Source organism: Rhizobium sp. BK399 (assembly GCF_014194695.1).
In the GTDB taxonomy this organism is placed as follows: Bacteria; Pseudomonadota; Alphaproteobacteria; order Rhizobiales; family Rhizobiaceae; genus Rhizobium.
On record NZ_JACIAH010000003.1, the window covers coordinates 113228 to 132404 of the forward strand.

At 59.0% G+C, this 19177-nt stretch carries 14 protein-coding genes and 1 pseudogene; 7 read left to right on the top strand and 8 right to left on the bottom strand.

Translation table 11 applies throughout. The features are described from left to right. Position 1 precedes the first annotated feature (1 nt). From FHT97_RS09445 to FHT97_RS09455, 3 genes are read right to left on the bottom strand one after another with little or no spacing between them, the layout of a single operon-like run. Positions 2–1543, bottom strand: a complete 1542-nt coding sequence (locus FHT97_RS09445; protein WP_183861600.1) for a DHA2 family efflux MFS transporter permease subunit — start codon at positions 1541–1543, stop codon at positions 2–4. After that, the gene (locus FHT97_RS09450) at positions 1536–2762 is read right to left on the bottom strand and encodes an HlyD family secretion protein (protein WP_183861602.1); all 1227 of its coding nucleotides are present in this window, start codon (positions 2760–2762) and stop codon (positions 1536–1538) included. The genes FHT97_RS09445 and FHT97_RS09450 overlap by 8 nt, the downstream gene beginning before the upstream one ends. After that, positions 2755–3219 carry a MarR family transcriptional regulator gene (locus FHT97_RS09455; RefSeq protein WP_016554984.1) on the bottom strand — a complete coding sequence of 155 codons (465 nt, stop codon included), beginning with the start codon at positions 3217–3219 and terminating at the stop codon, positions 2755–2757. Before FHT97_RS09455 ends, FHT97_RS09450 begins: the two co-directional genes overlap by 8 nt. A gap of 403 nt (positions 3220–3622) precedes the next feature. Between FHT97_RS09455 and FHT97_RS09460 the strand changes: the two genes are divergently transcribed. Then, the gene (locus FHT97_RS09460; RefSeq protein WP_183861604.1) at positions 3623–4798 is read left to right on the top strand and encodes an efflux RND transporter periplasmic adaptor subunit; all 1176 of its coding nucleotides are present in this window, start codon (positions 3623–3625) and stop codon (positions 4796–4798) included. After that, positions 4795–7992, top strand: coding sequence for a multidrug efflux RND transporter permease subunit (locus tag FHT97_RS09465; protein WP_183861606.1), 3198 nt, complete (start codon positions 4795–4797; stop codon positions 7990–7992). The genes FHT97_RS09460 and FHT97_RS09465 overlap by 4 nt, the downstream gene beginning before the upstream one ends. Here the strand turns inward: FHT97_RS09465 and FHT97_RS09470 are convergent. The 4 genes from FHT97_RS09470 to FHT97_RS09485 form a co-directional block, all read right to left on the bottom strand. Continuing rightward, positions 7987–8994, bottom strand: coding sequence for an acyltransferase (locus FHT97_RS09470; protein WP_183861608.1), 1008 nt, complete (start codon positions 8992–8994; stop codon positions 7987–7989). The two genes, FHT97_RS09465 and FHT97_RS09470, sit on opposite strands and share 6 nt — an antisense overlap. Positions 8995–9039: 45 nt before the next feature. Then, positions 9040–10305, bottom strand: coding sequence for an O-antigen ligase (locus FHT97_RS09475; RefSeq protein ID WP_183861610.1), 1266 nt, complete (start codon positions 10303–10305; stop codon positions 9040–9042). 10 nt (positions 10306–10315) lie between these two features. Continuing rightward, positions 10316–11587: a polysaccharide biosynthesis/export family protein gene (locus tag FHT97_RS09480; protein ID WP_183861612.1), complete on the bottom strand. Its 1272-nt coding sequence runs from the start codon at positions 11585–11587 to the stop codon at positions 10316–10318. 74 nt (positions 11588–11661) lie between these two features. Then, positions 11662–12342, bottom strand: a complete 681-nt coding sequence (locus FHT97_RS09485; RefSeq protein WP_114713575.1) for a sugar transferase — start codon at positions 12340–12342, stop codon at positions 11662–11664. A 776-nt stretch (positions 12343–13118) separates the two neighbouring features. On the opposite strand from FHT97_RS09485, the gene FHT97_RS09490 reads away from it, so the two are divergent. Both FHT97_RS09490 and FHT97_RS09495 read left to right on the top strand, forming a co-directional pair. Next, complete coding sequence (locus FHT97_RS09490; protein WP_183755555.1) at positions 13119–13385, top strand: exopolysaccharide production repressor protein; 267 nt, start codon at positions 13119–13121, stop codon at positions 13383–13385. Positions 13386–13519: 134 nt separating this feature from the next. After that, positions 13520–14521, top strand: a complete 1002-nt coding sequence (locus FHT97_RS09495; protein WP_183861614.1) for a glycosyltransferase family 2 protein — start codon at positions 13520–13522, stop codon at positions 14519–14521. A gap of 11 nt (positions 14522–14532) precedes the next feature. Here FHT97_RS09495 and FHT97_RS09500 read toward each other — a convergent pair whose 3' ends face one another. Further along, on the bottom strand, positions 14533–15492 hold the full coding sequence (locus FHT97_RS09500) for a glycosyltransferase family 2 protein (protein WP_183755553.1): 960 nt from the start codon (positions 15490–15492) through the stop codon (positions 14533–14535). 547 nt (positions 15493–16039) lie between these two features. Here FHT97_RS09500 and FHT97_RS09505 point away from each other — a divergent pair. From FHT97_RS09505 to FHT97_RS31540, 3 genes and pseudogenes are all read left to right on the top strand, one after another. Further along, positions 16040–17158, top strand: coding sequence for an acyltransferase (locus FHT97_RS09505; protein WP_183861616.1), 1119 nt, complete (start codon positions 16040–16042; stop codon positions 17156–17158). 3 nt (positions 17159–17161) lie between these two features. Next, complete coding sequence (locus FHT97_RS09510) at positions 17162–17956, top strand: glycoside hydrolase family 16 protein (protein ID WP_183861618.1); 795 nt, start codon at positions 17162–17164, stop codon at positions 17954–17956. A 38-nt stretch (positions 17957–17994) separates the two neighbouring features. Then, a pseudogene (locus FHT97_RS31540) lies at positions 17995–19128 on the top strand (glycosyl transferase); the annotation flags it as partial. Between the last annotated feature and the right edge of the window lie 49 nt (positions 19129–19177).

Below are 19177 nucleotides of genomic sequence, written 5' to 3' on the forward strand. Positions count from 1 at the left end.
ATCATTCCATGACGGCGCTGTGGTCCATCACAGGCGCTACCTTCGGCTTGCGCAGCAGCAGCGCAAGCGGAATGACCGCAAGCGACATCAGCATCAGCAGCTTGAAATCGTCGATATAGGCGATGATCGTCGACTGCAGGGTGATCACTTCGTTGAGCGCCGCGCGACCGGCTGCGGTCAGCGGGTTCATCCCTTGCGCCGCCGTTGCCTCGAAGGCGCGGTTGAACGGGGTCACATAAGCGGCGATGTTCTCATGGTTGACCTGTGCGTTCTCCACCAGCAGCGCCGAAACGATCGAGATACCGACGCTCGAACCGATGTTACGCGACAGGTTGTAGAGGCCGGTGCCGTCGCCGCGCATGTGCGCCGGCAGCGTCGAGAAGGCGATCGTCGTCAGCGGCACGAACAGGAAGCCCAGACCGGCGCCCTGAATGAAGCCGACGGACACGATCGTCCACTGCGAGACATCGGGCGTCCAGCCGGTCATGTCGTACATCGCCCAGGCTGTCAGACCGAGACCCAGCACCAGGAGCAGGCGCGTATCGACCTTGCCGATCAGCTTGCCGACGATGAACATGCAAAGCATTGTGCCAAGCCCGCGCGGCCCCATAACGATGCCCGCGGTGATGACGGGGTAGCCCATCAGGGTCTGCAGGTATGGCGTCATCAGCGCCAGGGAGGCGAGATAGGTTATGCCGATCACGAAGATAAAGAGCATGCTCACCGCGAAGTTCCGGTCAAGGAACAGCCGCGGATTCACGAAGGACTTCTCCGCCGTCAGCGTATGCACGATCAGCAGGTAAAAGGCGGCGGCGCAGACGATTGCCTCGATCATGATCTCGCCCGATGCAAACCAGTTGAGCTGTTCGCCGCGATCGAGAAACAGCTGCAGCGACGCGATGCCGAGACTCATCATCCCGAACCCGAACCAGTCGAGCTTCGCCAACGCGTCCAGCTTCGTTTCCGTGACGTAGATCACGATGCCAGCGAATGCCAGCGCACCAATCGGGACGTTGATATAGAACACCCAGCGCCAGCTGATGTTGTCGGTCAGCCAGCCGCCGATGACAGGTCCCAGTACCGGCCCGACCATGACCGAGACGCCAAATAAGGCCATGGCCGAGCCGCGCTCCTCGACACTATAAATGTCGAGGAGGATGCCCTGAGAGAGGGGAACCAGAGACGCGCCGAACAGGCCCTGCAACAGGCGGAAGGCGACGATCTGGTTCAGCGATTGCGCAAGGCCGCACAGGACGGAGGCGAAGACGAAGCCGGCGATCGCCGCCAGCAACACCCGCTTGCGCCCGAACTTGGCGGCGAGAAAGCCCGACGGCGGTGTCATGATCGCAGCCGCCACGATGTAGGAAGTCAACACCCAGTTGATCTGGTCGGCGCTCGCCGAAACGCTGCCCTGGATATAGGGCAGCGCAACGTTGGCGATAGTCGTATCCAGCGCCTGCATGATGACGGCGAGAATGACGCAGGCCGTGATCGCGCCGCGATTGGCAACCGGGGTAGCCGGAGATGATGCAACGTTACTCATGGTCCTTGCCGCCCGAGCGGCCCAAAAGCTTGGAAACGAAATCCGGAAGACCGCGGGCGCGACCGGTATCAACGTCGACGACCGTGCTCATGCCGACGCGAAGCGGCGGCTTGCCGGCAGCGTCATCGATGCTGACGCGCATCGGAATACGCTGCACGACCTTCACCCAGTTGCCGGTCGTATTCTGCGCCGGCAACAGCGAGAAGCTGGAACCTGAGGCCGGGCTGATGCTCTCGACCTTGCCCTTCCACTCGACGCCCGGATAGGTGTCGACATAGATCGTCACCGGCTGGCCGGGCTTGACGTAGGTCAGCTCGGTTTCCTTGGGGCTCGCCGCAATCCAGAGATTGTTGTCCGAAACCAGCGAGAAGGCTTGTGTCGACGCCTGCAGATAGGAGCCCGGCTGCAGCGAGTTGACGTTCGTCGCGACGCCGTCGAACGGCGCCTTGACGACGCTGTGGTCGAGTTGGCGCTGAGCGTCATCGACCTTCGCCTTGGCCTCGAGGTAAAGCGGGTTCTGGTCCACCGGCTGATCGGCATTGCCGCCGAGCTGTGCCAGCGTCGCGGCCGCTTCGGCCTTCGCAACGGCGACCTTCTGGTGGCCGGCGTCGAGATTGTGCTTGGCCTGATCATAGGCGGTCCGCGTCGCGGCAGAGCTGTTCAGCAGGCTCTGCTGGCGATCGAACTCGGTCTGATAATAGGGAATGTCGGCTTCCGCCTGGGTGATCTCGGCAAGAGACTGCTGGTAGCTGGCCTGCATGTTCAGGATCTGGTTGCGCACAGCGCCAAGCTGCGCCTCAGCGCCTTCAAGGGCGATCTTGAAGGCATCCTGCTGCAGGCTGAAGAGCACCTGGCCCTTCTTCACCGCCTCGTTCTCACGCACGTTGATCTGGTCGACGATACCGGAAACGTCGGTCGTCAGCCCGACCATGTCAGCCTGGATATAGGCATTGTCGGTCGACATGATACGACCGCCGTTGACATAGTAGTATCCACCGACGACGAGCGCGACCGGCAGCAGGGCGAAGAGAACGGGCCGCGTGAGACTGCGCCGGCGGCGGACCTGTGTGCCGCCGGGCGCAGCCACTGCAGTAGCGGGCGCTGAATTGGATGAAGGCGCCTCGGCTACCGTCTCCCCGCGGGGGGAAGTGTCGTTTTCTTCAACTGGGTTCTTGGCATTTGCGTCTGCTACGACGCGCAGGGAGGACTTCTCAGCCATGTTTTGTCTCATCTTCGGCTACCGGGGTTCGGCAAGCCTGCACTAGGTTCGTCTTCATTGCGGTTAGGATACCGAACAACTGATCGCGCTGCTCGGAAGGGATGCCATCAAAAGCTTCGCCGCGTGTCAGGTCGCCCAGTTCACGCATCTCGGCCAGAAGCGGATGCGCTTCCTCGCGCACATAGAGAAGCCAGATGCGGCGGTCAGTCGGATGCTGGCGGCGCTCGATGAGACCACGATCGGCCAACTTGTCGAGAATGCGGACCAGCGTGATCGGTTCGATTTCCAGGATCTCCGCAAGTCCGCCCTGGTGGATTCCCTCATTGCTGCGGAGATAGGCGAGCGTCTGCCACTGCGACCGCGTCAGCCCAAGGCAACGCGCGCGCTGCTCGAACCGCTTGCGAAGCAGCCGTGCAACGTCGTGCAGCAGAAAGCCGAGAGTGGGATTGTCGTTCATTGATATTCGCGCCAATTGTAAGCACACTTATAATACGCTCAGATATATTAAGCGTGTGCGCTGCACAAGTCTGTCGGCCACGAAATCGTGTGTTGCGAGCAAAATGCCGCACCAGCATTCTGGTCGGACTTACACGCATGGCTTCCAGCAGCCCGTGAAATTGCAACCGGTCGGCATTTGCAATTTCTGCCGGAGGCAGTTTATATACGTCCTACAGGTACTTAGCGGGTCTCCGCATTATTCTTTTCTAGCAATCGCAGATCGACCGCGCGCCCAGAATGGCGCTCAGGTGCAGAATATCGATACGGGCGACGCTTTTTCGCTCGGACGCAGCAAGACGTGACACGCATTATCTTATCGACATAGTGGGCTCGCTGGCAGCGGCCCAAATTGGGAGACTGCTATGCCTTTCTCAATTAGAAACATGCTTTTGCTGAGCAGCATGATCCTTTTGCCTGCAGCAAGCGCAGTCGCCCAGGGTGCCCCGCCTCCCCCACCCGTCACCGTTGCCAAGCCTGTCGTGCGCGATGTCGTCGACAACGATGAATTCATCGGCCGCTTCGAACCGGTGGATGAGGTGTCTGTCCGTTCTCGCGTCGGCGGCTACCTGCAGGAAGTGCATTTCACGGACGGCGCCGTTGTCAAAGAAGGCGACCTCCTTTTCGTCATCGATCAGCGGCCTTTCATCACTGCGCTCAATGAGGCAAACGCTGCGCTGGAGGTGGCCAAGTCCACACAGACCTATGCTGAAGCGCAGTTCAAGCGCGCGGAGTCGCTGGCGACCAGCGGCAGCCAATCGGTCTCTACTTTGGACGACCGTCGCCGGGAATGGCTTTCGTCGCAGGCGAACGTCCGCGGTGCCCAGGCGACTGCCGACCGCGCTGCTCTCGATATGGACTATACCAAAATCACGGCACCCTTGAGCGGCCGTATCGATCGCCGCCTGATCTCGATCGGCAACCTGGTTCAAGCCGACCAATCGGTACTGACGACAATCGTTTCACTCGACCCGATCGACTTCTATTTCGATGTCGACGAGCGCCGGCTCCTGAATTTCGCTGACACTGCTCGCAGGAAGGGCCAGGTGCTTCAGCAGGGCGGCGGAGGCGTCGACGTGACGGTGACGATCAGCGACCCGAACGCCAAGCCCTTCACGGGAAAGCTCGACTTTGCGGAGAACAGGATCGACAACCAGAGCGGCACGATCCGGCTTCGCGCCCGCTTCGCCAACCCGGATCTCGTGCTTCAGCCTGGCCTGTTTGGGCGCATCCAGGTCGCGGCCTCCAATACCTATAAAGCCGTCCTCGTCCCCGACGAAGCGATCGGCTCCGACCAGAATGAGCGCGTCGTGTTTGTCGTCGGCACCGACGGCAAGGTTTCGACTATGCCGGTACGGCCGGGTCCGCGAATCTACGGCTATCGGGTCATTCGCGAAGGCCTCGACGGCACCGAGACGATCGTCGTCAATGGCCTGATGCGCGTCCGGCCCGGCGCAACGATCACGCCGAAGATGATAGAACTGCCGCAAGAACGGCGCGATACGCCGCCCGATTCCCCGGTCCCGGAGAGCGGCCAATGAGATTTGCCCATTTCTTTGTGGACCGGCCGATCTTTGCGGCCGTCATCTCGATCGTCTTCCTCGTCGTCGGCAGCATTGCTTATACGCAATTGCCGGTATCTCAGTACCCGGAGATCGCACCACCGACTATCGTCGTACGCACGTCCTATCCCGGCGCCGACCCGCAGACTATCGCCGACACCGTGTCAACGCCACTCGAGCAGCAGATCAACGGCGTCGAGGACATGCTTTATATGTCCTCCTATTCCAGCGCCGACGGCGCCATGTCGCTGACGATTACCTTCAAGCTGGGCACCGACCTGGACAAGGTGCAGGTTCTTGTCCAGAACCGCGTCTCGATCGCCTTGCCCCGCCTTCCCGAAGAGGTGCAGCGGCTCGGTGTCACCACAGACAAGAGTTCTCCCGACCTGATGATGGTCGTGCATCTGCTGTCACCGTCGCACCGCTACGACCAGCTTTACGTCTCGAACTACGCGCGCAACCGCATCCGCGACGTTCTCGTTCGTCTAGATGGCGTTGGTGACGTACAGATCTTTGGCGAGCGCCAATATTCGATGCGAATCTGGCTCGATCCGGAAAAACTCTCCGCCTATCAGATGACATCGGATGACGTTGTCGCAGCGCTCCGCGACCAGAACGTCCAGGTATCTGGCGGCAAGATCGGCGCGCCTCCCGTTACCGGCAAGAATGCGTTCGAATACACGGTGCGCACCGAGGGACGTTTTTCCGATGTCCGCCAATTTCGCTATGTCATTGTTAAATCAACCGCCAGCGGCCGGCTGGTCGCGCTGCAGGATGTCGCTCGTATCGAGCTCGGCGCGCAAGACTACGTCACCAATAGCTATCTGAACAACGATCCGGCCGTTGCCCTCGGTGTCTTCGCCCGGCCCGGAACCAATGCACTGGATACCGCGCATCAGGTCCAGGCGATCATGAAGGACATCTCGCAGAATTTCCCGCCGGGATTGGAATATCGGATCGTCTACGACACGACCGAATTCATCTCGGATTCGATTGCGGAGGTCTATCGAACCATTGCCGAAGCGGCGATTCTGGTGGCCATTGTCGTGCTGGTCTTCCTGCAATCCTGGCGCACGGCGATCATTCCGATCGTTGCAATACCGGTATCGCTGATCGGCACCTTCGCGGTGCTGCTGGCATTCGGCTTCTCCCTCAACATGCTGACCCTGTTCGGTCTCGTGCTTGCCATCGGTATCGTCGTCGACGATGCGATCGTCGTGGTGGAGAACGTCGAACGCAATCTGGCGCGCGGGATGTCTCCGAAGGAAGCGGCTCATGTCACCATGGATGAAGTCGGCACCGCGGTCGTTGCGATTTCGTTGGTCCTTATCGCCGTGTTCGTACCGACGGCCTTTATTCCGGGCATATCTGGCCAGTTCTACAGGCAATTCGCGGTTACGATCTCGGTCACCACGGCAATCTCGGCGTTGAATTCCCTGACGCTTTCACCAGCGCTGGCCGGGATCCTGCTGAAAAGCCATGACCACGAAACCAAGCGTGTCAGCATAGCAACGCGTTTCGTGCGCAGCCTGGCCAACGGCTTCAACCACGGCTTCGATCGAATGAGTGCCGGCTACTCATGGATCATCCGGCATCTCGTCAGCAGCTGGGTGGGGCTGACCTGCTCGCTTCTCGTCTTCGCAGGGCTCTTGGGAGCAACGTGGTACATGGGCACTAAAGTCCCTTCGGGCTTCATTCCGACCATGGACCAGGGTTACGCAATCATCGTCATACAGCTTCCCGATGGCGCCTCGCTCGCGCGTACCGATGCCGTCGTCAAGCAGGTCGGCGACATCGCCCGGCAAGTTCCCGGCGTCGGCAACGCCGTCCAGTTTGCTGGCTTCAGCGGTGCGACCTTCACGAATGCCTCGAATGCGGGTGTGGTCTTCGTTCCGTTCAAGTCTTTCGCCGAACGCGAGGAAGGCGGCGAGACCGCAAACAAGATTATCGGAGAACTCTTCGGCAAGCTGCAGAGCATCCAGGAGGCCTTTATCATCGCCATCCCACCGCCCTCGGTACGAGGCGTCGGCAACTCTGGCGGCTTCAAGATGCAGGTTTCCGATCTTGAAAACGCCGACATGACCCGCGCGCTTGGACTCGCGCGGCAGATGATGGGCGCCGCCGCCACAACTGAGGGGCTGACCGGCGTCTTCACAACCTTCTCGGACGCCAGCCCGCAATACTTCCTCGAGATCGACCGTGATAAGGCGCGCTTCCTGAACGTGCCGATCCCCAATATCTTCAACGCCCTGTCGATCAATCTCGGCGTTTCCTATGTGAACGATTTCAATGCGTTCGGCCGCGTTTACCAGGTCAGGGCTCAGGCCGACCGACAATACCGCATGGACCGAGACGACATCCTTGCCCTGAAGGTCCGGTCGGCGACAGGTGCGCTCGTGCCCCTCGGAACCCTGATGGAGATCAAGGATGCAAGCGGCCCGGCGCTTGTCCAGCGTTACAACATGTACGTTTCGGTGCCGCTGCAGGGAAATCCGACGCCGGGCACATCGACCGGCGATGCCATCAAGAAGATGGAAGCGCTGGCGGCAAAGATCCTGCCACCGGGAACCACGTTCGAATGGACGGAACTGGCCTACCAGGAAACCCACACCGGAAACACGGCGATTTACATATTTATTCTGTCGGTGGTCTTCGTCTTCCTGGCTCTGGCGGCGCAATATGAAAGCTGGGTGTTGCCTCTGGCCATCATCCTCATCGTTCCACTTGCCGTGCTCGCTGCTCTGATCGGTGTTTGGTTGAGAGGAATGGACAATAACGTCCTGACGCAGATCGGTCTGATCGTCCTCATCGGTCTTGCCGCCAAGAACGCGATTCTGATCGTCGAGTTCGCCCGGCAGGCGGAAGAGGAAGGCAAATCGCCGGTGGAGGCCGCAGTGGAGGCCAGCCATCTTCGCTTGCGCCCGATCCTAATGACGGCGTTCGCCTTTATCTTCGGCGTATTGCCGCTCGCGATCGCCACCGGCCCCGGAGCCGAAATGCGTCAGTCACTCGGGACGGCCGTTTTCTCAGGGATGCTTGGCGTAACGATTTTCGGCCTGTTCCTGACGCCCGTTTTCTACGTCGTGCTGCGCGGGCGCCGGAAAAAGCCTGCTGTTGCGCAGACCGAAGCCGCGCAACCCTCCGAGGAGGCTGCCACCGGGACTTCTTCATGAAGGGCGCCGCTCGACCACGTTCTGTTTGAGCAGGTCTGACGACAGGATCTTCCGGAGCGGCTTCTCGACAAGCTCGTAGGCTGCCGCTCCGAGAACCGTTCCGCCAACAGCGGCGAGCCCGATCGTCGACGTGGTCGACAACCCGATCATGCCGGCAGCCTTGACGATCACCGAGATCGCCAGCGTGTGCCAGAGGTAGATCGAATAGGACGCATCGCCGAGATACGTGAGAAGCGGCACACGGCCAATGCTGCCATCTGTCTCGAGCGACACCATGCCGTAGACCAGCGCCATGGCGAGCGGCCCGCAGATCGTTTCGTCGAAATCGGCACCGATCAGGAAAATCGTCGCAAAGCCGGAGAGCGAGGCACCGACACAAGCAAGCCCCAGGCTAGTTCCTGCGATCCACCGCTTGATCCACAATTCCGCAATGAAGACGCCTCCGAGGAATTCCAGAATGATCGGCCGGGTATAGGTTTTGAGCACCGGCGACGCCGGCTCGAAGAGAAGGCCGATCAGGAAAAAGCCACCGAAGATCGCCGTTAGATACAGCAGCCGCCAGCGACGTGGCAGGAAAAGCGCCCCAGCAAACAACACGTAAAAGAACATCTCGAAACTCAGCGTCCAACCCTGGACGAGGACCGGCCAGATGTCGCCGGTGCTTGGCGACAGGGCCGGAATGAAGAACAGCGAGGCAAGGATGTGGGCGCCGGTCAGCTTCAGGTTCGGGAACAGGCCGACCACAGCGCCGGCGATCATCACGCTCGTCACCAGCCAGTAGGAGGGCGCGATACGCCTAATGCGATCGAGCAGGAACCCTTGGGGTGTCATCGGGCGGCGATCACTGATGACCCACATGATGAAGCCGCTGATCACGAAGAAAACATCAACGCCAGCGGCACCGATTGCAAAATGCTCACCGGTCTTTTCGGCAGCGTGGAAGACCACGACGGCAAGTGCCGCAAAGGCGCGCAGATATTGGATGCCGTAAAGTGTCTTCATCGGTTTCCTCGGGGAGCCGGTCAGGCCGGTCGAAATGTTATGGCGTTATTGAGCGATGGGCTCAGGCAACTTGTGGTGTCGCCAAGAGCTCACCGCCGGCAGTCGACGCGCAGTCGCCAGCTTTCCAGCGGTGAAGTAGAAAAGAAACGTCCCGACGTTGTATGGCGTCAGAATATCAATCTCGACGAAGGAGCGGATCGTCAGCAGGACAGCAATCGAGAAAAGCAGATAGGATTCAACATTCCTGAAATCCTCGATGACGCGCCGCAAATGCCCCCAGAGGATCCGCAGCAGCATCGCCGCGAGGATAAAGACGCCCGCGAGGCCCAGTTCGACGGCCGTTTCGATATAGGTGTTGTGGAAATGGAAGCCGCTCCGCGACCCGATAAAGAACTCTTCCCACAGCCGCTCCGGCTCGGAGAAGCCCTGGACCCAATAGGCCTGGTAGCCGATGCCGAAGATCGGATTCTGTTTTGCCGCCTCGATCCCCTGTTGCCAGAGATAGGTGCGCCCGGTCAGCGTCGAATCCTTGCCGAAGATGCCTAGAACGGCGTCGACCGCTCCGAGATAAACGCCGGCAACGGCGAGAACGATAACGGCGACGCCGCCGCCGACGACCAGCAGTTTTCGGTGATCAGGCGTCAGTGCGAGGACGACATGCAATCCCATCATCAAGGCCAGCACGACAGCCGTGGTCAGCACGGATGTCGCCGATTGGCAGGCGATGAGGCAATAGGCGGACAAAAGTCCAACGATGCCGGACGCAGCCATCCAGAGGCGTCTCTCGCCGAAGATGAAGACGGCTGCGAACGAGACGATCAACCCCAGCGACGCGTAGAAGCCGAGCTGGTTCTTTGAGGCGAAGGCCCCCACGAAACTGAAGGTTCCGTCCAGCGGATCGTACTCGTAGTAGCCGAACAACAACGAATAGATGAGGACGATCCCGACGCCGGCGATCATGCCGACCGTCAGGGTCCTGACGTCGAGCACCCGCACCGCAATCAGCGCACAGATGACCTGCGTCAGGTACTGAATGCTGGCTCGCACAGAGATGCTTGGAACGGCAGACCAGAACACCGACAGGAAGGCGAGCGCGGCGAAGGCGTAGATCCAGAGGTAACGACCGTGACTGCCGAGCACCTTCTTGTAGTCGACGGCGATCAGCGGCAGCCAGAGCGCATAGTAAAGCAGGATCGCCACCTGCCCGAACTTGATCGAGTAGGCGAAGCAAAAAAGTGACAGTGCCACGGCGGGAATGGCATAAGCCGCGTTCCCGCCTGGCTGAATGAGCGCCGATTTTGCGATCCGCATTGCGGCCTCGTTATCTCATCGCCAGTCCGGCAGTGACCTTGATCAGGTCGCCGGGCAGGAGCGCAGTATTTTCCTGAACCGGAATCTCCTTCGCCTTGCCGTCAACTTCGCGGACGATTGAATAGGCGATGCTCGCAGCCCCGGTGCTGGTGTCAAAACGGGCGGCATCGGTCGATTGCGTCAACGCCTCCGCCATCAGCGAGTTGCTGGTTTCGAGCTTGAGATTGAGTTCGTCGAGCTGAGCGTCGGCATTCTGGAGCTCCTGGGATAGCTGTGCATCCCAGTCGTTCCGAAGCGTGATCTCGTCTTGGTTGGCCTTGCTGATGTCCTGCTTGGCCTTCAGCGAATTGGTATCGATATCGAGGAGCGTCGCCTCGGTATCAGCTGCCCGCTGTTCAGCGGCCATCTTGCGGGCGCTCAACGCAAGGCCCTTCTCCGCAAGATCTTCGACCTTATCGCGATCCTCAGTCGCCAGCTGCAACTGCCGGGTCTGGGTTTCGCTCTTCTTGGCAAGTGTCTCGACTTCGCTTTGGAGCAACTGCTTGAGGTCGGCAAGCGCCTGAAGCTGCAGCGTCAGGCGTTTCCTGCGGGTGTTCATGAGAGCCGTTTCGCTGTCAAGCAGGGGCTTCGCCTCCGGCTTGTCCTGAAGCTCCTTCGGCATGTCAATCGTATCCTGGTTGGCGATCTCGGCCCGCAGCCGCGCCTGCTTCACCAATAGGCGTGCACGGTCTGCCATGTAGACGACCGCGTCACCCTTTGCATTGATGAAGTCACGGGCGAACCGTTGCCCGGCGTCTGCACGGCGCAGACCGCCGGCAAGGCTCACGGCCTTGATGATCGTCAGATTCGGCGCAAACGGGTATTCACCGGGCTTTTCGACGTCACCGGACAGATAAACCGGCCGGAATTCCGAGAGCTCGACCGAGGCAGATGGACGGTCCTTCAGAGCAAATTGCTTCTGCAGAGCCGTGCCGATCTCCTGGGCGATTGCGTCAGTCGTTTTGCCCGAAGCAGGCATGTCTCCGACGAAAGGCAAGGAAATGCTTCCTGAAGGCCCGACCGTGTAGTCCCCACTGACGACCGACCAGTCGCGGATGCTGCCATCCGCGGTCTGCCACTCGGCCACCCGAATCTTCAGCTTGTCCATGATACCAAGACGGTAGTCGTCGGCAGCAGCAAGCGATGAAGACGCCAGAAAAGCACCAAGTCCGGCTGCGACAACAACACCGGATCTTAGCGTGCGAAATCGTCCGGCCTTGCCGTCAAGAAAGCGTTTTTCCATTACCTTCCCCGTGTCTCGGCACGACAAGCCGCAAGGCGTTGCCGCGCAGTACTGTTTGGTTTTTGAGATGCGGCTTAGTAGCTGCCGCGTTGAGCGCATACCGCCGGAATTGTGCGTGCGATGATCACGACATCCCGAACCAGCGACCAGTTTTCGACGTAGTGTGTGTCGAAGGCGACGCGAGTTGCGTAAGAAACGTCATTGCGTCCGCTGATCTGCCACAGGCCCGTCAGGCCAGGGCGAGATTGCAGATAGTAGACGGCCGAATTCTCGTACATTTCGAGTTCGTCTCGAACGACAGGACGCGGACCGACGACGCTCATTTCGCCGCGGATGATATTGAAGAGCTGGGGAAGCTCATCAAGACTCAACTTGCGTAGAACGGCACCCACGGCAGTGACCCGGGGGTCATCCTGCAGTTTGCGCGTTGCACGCCACTCTTCCATGGCCTTCGGATTGTTGCGCAGGTGCTCCTGCAGAACCTTGTCACCATTGGTGACCATTGTCCGAAACTTCAGGCAACGGAACTCCTGGCCGTTATGGCCGATGCGGCGATGCCCATAGAAGATCGGTCCTTTGTCCGAGAGCTTCACAAGCAACATCACCATCAAAAAAAGCGGGCTCAGAAAGATGAGCCCGAGGCAGGCGGCGGACATGTCGAATGCCCGTTTCGCGATCCCGCCAGTCGGCGGAAACACGCTCTGATGAACTACGCCATAAAATGGCGAACTGTCCGATCTCGTCGCAGACTTCATAGAGGTAACTCCACTTATGTTTGCCGTTTGGTCGGGTAGGCTCAGGCCGCTTAGCTAGCGCTGACGAATTCGAAGTGTATGAGGTGATTTTGTTTTTTTAAGCCACAATTTTAAGACCGTGGCGTTACGGCATGTTTTTGGAGCCGCCGTTCAACTTTTTTGTTTTTAAGACTCTGCTGAAACAATCATACAATTCTTTGGCGATTTCGAACTAATCTCTGCGTGTACCAATAAAAGTCTCTGGCATTGCTATCCGAGCCAAAGATACTGAAGTCTAGGACGTCAGAGCGGGGTGCCGGCAATTGCTGGTTTCCACTGTCGGCTTCTGAGAAAGGCCCGGTTTCTATTTGCAAAAAGGAGCCACCTATTGCATTGCACCATGCATTTTGCGCTGCACCAGCTAACCGTTTGAAATTAAAACTTTGTAATAAAAGTTGAACAGAAAGCACTCCGAACGCACCCCACACCGCATACATTGTGGCACTAATAGGAGCGTGTATTGCCAAATTGTGCGCAACTACCGATGGACGCAATGTTTTTTAATCATCTTTCGAGAAAGCGATGCGGCGGCGGCAGTGCGTGGCATTTTTACCAATAGCCGGAAGAAACCTTTAAGATCGTGGCTGTACTACGCCTCTCGCAGACGCAAAAAAACGTCTCCAGACCTTCAGTTGAAACAGGAAGTCCTGTAAAACATTATCCTAGGAAGGATCCTGGTGGCGCTTTCGTCTTCAATGATTGTACATTGAACGAAGCTCCGATGGAGGAGGCAACAGATGTATGCACCTCGCGTTATCTTCAGCATGCTCGGCGCATTGGCCGTATTTGCTGTCGCGACGTATTGGTTGAGCGGTTCTCTCACCGGGACCGCAGTCAAGACGGCAATCTCTGCCGTCCTGCTTCAAATCGGTTATTTCGGCGGCGTCTTATACCTCGTCTGGAAGGAGAGCAGGAGCCGCACGATTCGCCCCTCAGTGAGGCGCGAAGAGACGGAAAAGCTGCCTGTGTCGCCATTCAAGGGTTCTGAACCTTTCAACCGCTAAGCCTCTTCGATTCGAAGCATTGCCATGCCTTCCCGGCATGAAGAGCATCCCGTTCGTAACATCATTTGAAGAGCGGACCGTTGTCCGCCACATTTTGACGTCTTAGTTGTTGGGCGAAACAACGGAGGTCACGCGTGGCAAAAACCGCAAACATTTGCGTCATCATCGCTGCCAAGAACGCAGCAGACACCATCGAAACTGCCGTTAGATCGGCCCTTCAAGAGCCTGAAGTGGCCGAAGTCGTCGTTGTCGATGACGGCTCCAGCGATGACACGGCGGGAACCGCAAGGCGGGCCGACGACGCCAGCGGCAGGTTGAACGTTGTCAGATTCGACCAAAACAAAGGGCCGTCGGCCGCCCGCAACCACGCCATCGCAATCTCTTCGGCGCCACTGATCGCAATCTTGGATGCGGACGATTTCTTTTTCGCAGGTCGCTTTCGCCGCATGCTTGCAGAAGACGACTGGGAATTCGTTGCCGACAACATCGCCTTCGTCGATGCCGATGCGGCAAGCCTGGCGCCGGGGCGGCTCCAGCAATTCGCCGAAAATCCGCTCTTCCTCGACCTGCCTACCTTCGTTGACGGCAACATTTCAAAGCGCGGTGTCCGCCGCGGCGAGATCGGCTTCCTCAAGCCGGTCATGCGACGCGCCTTTCTGGATAAGCACGGCCTGCGTTACCGTGAAGAAATGCGGCTCGGCGAAGACTACGATCTCTACATCCGGGCCTTGGCGCTCGGCGCGCGCTACAAGGTGATCCACAGCTGCGGCTACGGCGCGGTCGTGCGCGGCGACTCGCTCAGCGGACGCCATCGCACCGAGGATTTGCGCCGCTTGTATGAGGCCGATCGCACGCTCCTGAAGTCGGTGAAGTTGCCCCCACAGGCGGCGGAAGCCGTGCGCCGGCATGAGCGGCATGTACGCGGCAAATATGAGCTGCGGCGGTTTCTCGATATCAAGGGCCAGGCAGGGCCGCTAGCAGCGATCGCCTACGTTGCTGGGAACCCAGGAGCCTTCCCCGCGATTGCGACGGGCATCCTTGCCGACAAGACGGAACGCCTGCGCAACCCCGGCGGCGTCTCCGTCACGGCGCCGGGCAATGGCCTACGATATCTTTTGAGCGCCCCGGCAAAATAACCGGGAATCGACTACTTCGAGAGCTTCGCAGCAGCCAGCTGCAGCGCACTTCCCAACAAACGGGGATCGCGTGCCGCCCATCGTGCAAGCAATCTGAAATCTGGCGTCTTGCGCCGGCGCAGCAGGCCGATCTGGCTCCAGATGGCCTGCCTTCGCGCCGTATTCTTGTGTTTCTTGATGGTTTCGACCTCCTGCGGCCGGCGGGAGAACCGGCTTTCCAGCTGGTCAAGCGCCATCCAGGTGATGAATTGCTGCTTGAGAAATTCCGGTGAGGCGTTGTCGACGCCGTGGAAGATGTTGATGCCCTCGCCGCGCAGCGCACCCGGCTCCGCGCAGAGCAACACCTGTTTCGCCGCAATGATGCAATCGCAGAAGAACAGGACGTCCTCGGCGGCCAATCGCAAGGCGGCGTCGAAACGGACCTTCTCGAACAGCGGCCGACCGATGACCATGCAGGACATATGCAGGAAGGCCCAGTTCTTCAGCATGACGCCGGCAAGATCCGGCACGTCCAGGATCAGCGGCTTGTCCAGCAGGCGCCGCGCTCCCTCCTCTTTCTCGAGAGCGGCGATACCGAAGTGATAGTCAAACTCCTCGCCGCCTTCGATCGACGCCCAGTAGCAGTCGCCCCCGAAGGCCTCCATCGCCTTGGCTGCGTTCTCCAGGTGATCGGGAGTCCAGACATCATCGGAGTCGAGAAAGGCAACGTATCGCGTCGCCTTCGGCACATGATCGAGGCCAGTGTTTCTGGCGCCGCCAGGCCCGGCGTTCGGTTGGGCGATCACTGTCACGCGCGCCCTGTTCTCCTCCGACAAAAGAGCGAGGTCCGCATCTGGGGAACGTGGTGACTGGTCGTCGACGACGATGACATCAACATCCGTGTAGCTTTGCGAGAAGACCGACTCCAAGGCGCGGCTGAGAATGCCGTCCTCGCGCTGATAGAAGGGGATGATGATCGTGAAGGTCGCCATAGTCTCTCCCTTGAGATACGCGAATTTATGTTTTCGCCCCAGCGCATCTAGGGGTGAATGACAGGCGCAGCAAGTGTGCTGCACTGCAAAATGATGACGTTCATTTCGGCCGAAGTTTGTCAAAGCTGTCCAGTGATAGGATCGCATCAACCCGTATCGAAACGAAACGGCGGCTCGCTCTCAAGCCGCAATTCCGCCATGATCGGAGCCGTTCGTCAGCCTCTCGTTGTAACAATCGTTCACCAGTCAACAAAAACTTTTATGCCACTCGCGACGGAAAAGCCTAGAAATTGATGAATATCATCATGTTATGAAATGCACTGCTGACGTTGACGTTGAGGACCATTCGGCGGGCCGACACATAGGCTTTTTCTCATACTGAGCCAGGACAGGACGACTGTTACGAAGTGGGACCGCCGATCACTTTTTGCTGCACTGCCATATTTTCTTCCGTGAATCCGCCCTAACTTCGGGGTGCGGGCTCGAGTCTGCTCTGATTGAAAACGGTCGCAAGGGGAGGTGCGGCCCAAAAGGGGTGACTGATAGCGTGAATGTTGATGCGAATGTTTCGTCGCGGATAAATCTGATGCGCATCGTGCTCATATCGGGCATTGTGTTCGTCCATATACCGTTCGACGCCGCCAGCAGTCCCTACGAGGGGGCCTACGGCGCATTTGACTGGATACGGGTTTTTCTGACGGAGGCGCTGTTTCGCGTCGGCGTTCCATGCCTGAGCGCGATCTCGGGCTATCTGTTGTTTCGCAGCGGACAGGAGAACTTCAGCTACAAGAAAACCGTGCGCACGAAGGTGCAGACGGTGTTTGTGCCATTCCTGCTTTGGAACTGTGGATTCATCGCAGCAATCGTCCTCGCCACCAGTGTCGGGGTGGGTGACGGCTATCTGCCCGACCCGCTGCACGCGTCCGGCCGTGATCTGATGTCACAAGTGCTGGCGGTCGAGAATTTCCCGGCCAACGTACCCTTGTACTTCCTTCGCGATCTCTTCGTCTGCATCCTGCTTTCGCCAATCCTTGCCTGGCTGATCAGCCGGGCTCCTATATTGACGTTGACTGCCTTGCTGGTAATCGCGCTCATTCCGGAACTGTCGATCTACATCGTTCTAAAGCGCTCCATCCTTTTCACCTTTAGTCTCGGCATCTTCCTTGCCTTGCAGCAGTTTGACCTCAAGGCTCTTGATCGCTTTGCGTCGCTTGGCGTCCTTCTGCTGCTCGCTTCCTCGGCCCTTCTGGCAACCGCCATCTTTTTCACCGGACCTTCGCTACCTGATTGGGTGCAATTCTTCCGCAACGCGCTCGCAATCGGTGGTGCATTGGGCTTCTGGCTGCTCTCGGCTCCGCTGATCAAGACGCAGATTGGCCAACGACTCGCAAAGACCGGGAGCCTCAGCTTCTGGATCTTTTGCGCCCACTACCCGCTCCTCATTTTCCTCTGGATTCTGTGGGGCAAAGCAGACCTGAGCTTCTATCCGTTGTTCTTCGTTCTGTCCTTCGTCCTGCTGTTTCCATTGCTCGCTCTCTCAAACGGGCTGTGCCGGAAGAATTTTCCGCGCGTCTACGCCGTCCTGACGGGCGGCAGAACCAAACGGTCCGTGAACTCGGCGTCGCAGCGCGACGTCTCTCCCGAACTCGTTTCACAGCAAAGGTGACACATGACGACCAAAATCGCCCATGCGCGAAAACTTTGCCTGAGCCTAATTGCCATCGCGGCAATAGGCGTTTCAGTCCTGCCGGCCTCGGCACAACAGGCATCTGGAAAATCCTTCGTGGATGACTTTGACAAGATCAACCGCGGCTTCTGGTATGTTTCCGACGGCTGGAACAACGGCGCCCACCAGAACTGCACCTGGTCGAAGAACAACGTGAACGTCGAGAACGGCGTCCTTCAACTCTCCTTCGCGGACGGAAAGTCCAAGGACCGCAGCTATCTCTGCGGGGAGATCCAGACGACCAAGCGTTACAGCTATGGCACCTATGAAGCCCGTATCAAGGCCGGCACCGGCTCGGGTCTGAATTCGGCGTTCTTCACTTACATCGGCCCTGCCGACAAGCAGAAGCACGATGAGATCGACTTCGAAGTGTTGGGCAAGAACACCGGCGAAGTGCAGGTAAACCAGTATGTCCAGGCCAAGGGCGGCAACGAGAAACTCGTTCCGGTTGGCAGCAAAGCCGATGATGGCTTCAATGACTATGCATTCATCTGGGAAAAAGACCGATTGCGCTACTACCTGAACGGCAAGCTCGTTCAGGACGTTACCGATCCGTCGAAGATACCGTCCAACCCGCAGAAGATCTTCTTCAGCCTCTGGGGTTCCGACACGCTTGCGAACTGGATGGGGCGCTTCGACTACACGAAGCCAGCCGTTCTCAGCGTCGATCGGGTTGCCTTCACCGCGCTTGGCGACAAGTGCCAATTCCCTGAATCCATCGCATGCACGCTCAACTGACCAGCGCCGGCAGAGCCCACACAGGAAAAGGAACGTCGATGCTCAAAGTGCTCTACCTCGTGCACGACCTGGCAGACCCTGCCGTCCGACGGCGGGTGCTGATGCTGCGCGAGGGCGGTGCCGAAGTGGTGCTGGCCGGTTTTCGCCGCGGGGAAAACCGCCTTGCCGAAGTGCACGGTGTAACCCCGATCGAACTCGGACGCACGGCCGACGCCCAGTTTGCGCAGCGAATGAGCGCGGTTACAAAGGCGATGGTCGGCCTGAAGGCGCTGCTGAAGAACGTCGAGAAACCCGATCTCATCATCGGCCGCAATCTCGAGGCACTCGCCGTCGCCCACAGGGCCAACGCACTGTTCGGCGGCAGCGTTCCTGTCGTCTATGAATGTCTGGACATCCACCGCCTGTTGCTGCGCGACGATGTGGTCGGCAAGATGATCCGCCGCGCCGAAGGACACTTCGGCCAGGATGCAAAGCTGATCCTGACGAGTTCTCCCGCCTTCATTGACAACTATTTCCGTCCTCGCTCAGGCGTCCAAGCGGAAACGCTTCTGATCGAAAACAAGGTCATCGCTCTGGATGAAACCGCGATAGAGCCCGCCTTCGCCCGCCCGTTCAAGCAGCCCGGACAGCCTTGGAAGATCGGCTGGTTCGGTGCCCTTCGCTGCCGCAAGTCGCTCGGTCTCCTTGCCGAATTCTCACGCCAGATGGAAGGCAGGGTCGAGATCGTTTTGCGTGGCCGCCCTGCCTACTCCGAATTCGAGGATTTCGACGCTTTCGTGCGCGATGAACCCTATCTTCGCTTCGAAGGCGCCTATCGCAATCCCGAGGACTTGCGGGCGATCTACGACGACGTCCACTTTTCCTGGGCCATCGATTTCTTCGAAGAGGGCCTCAATTCAAGCTGGCTCCTGCCGAACCGGCTGTACGAGGGCTGCCTGTATGGAGCGGTCCCGATCGCTCTGGAAGGAACCGAGACGGCACGCTTCCTTCAAGCGCGCGACATTGGCCTTAGACTCTCCGAAGCGAACTTTTCGCAGCTCGAGGAGCTGTTCGAAAACATGTCCGGCGAGCGTTACGGCGCATTGAGCGAGGCTGTTGCCGCCAAGGATCGCAAGATATGGCTTGCCGACCGCAGCGATTGTGCGGCCCTCGTTTCAAGCCTTTCCCGCCTTGTCCCGGCAACCGCAGAGAGGGGCGGTGCCGGTGCAATTATTCCAACAA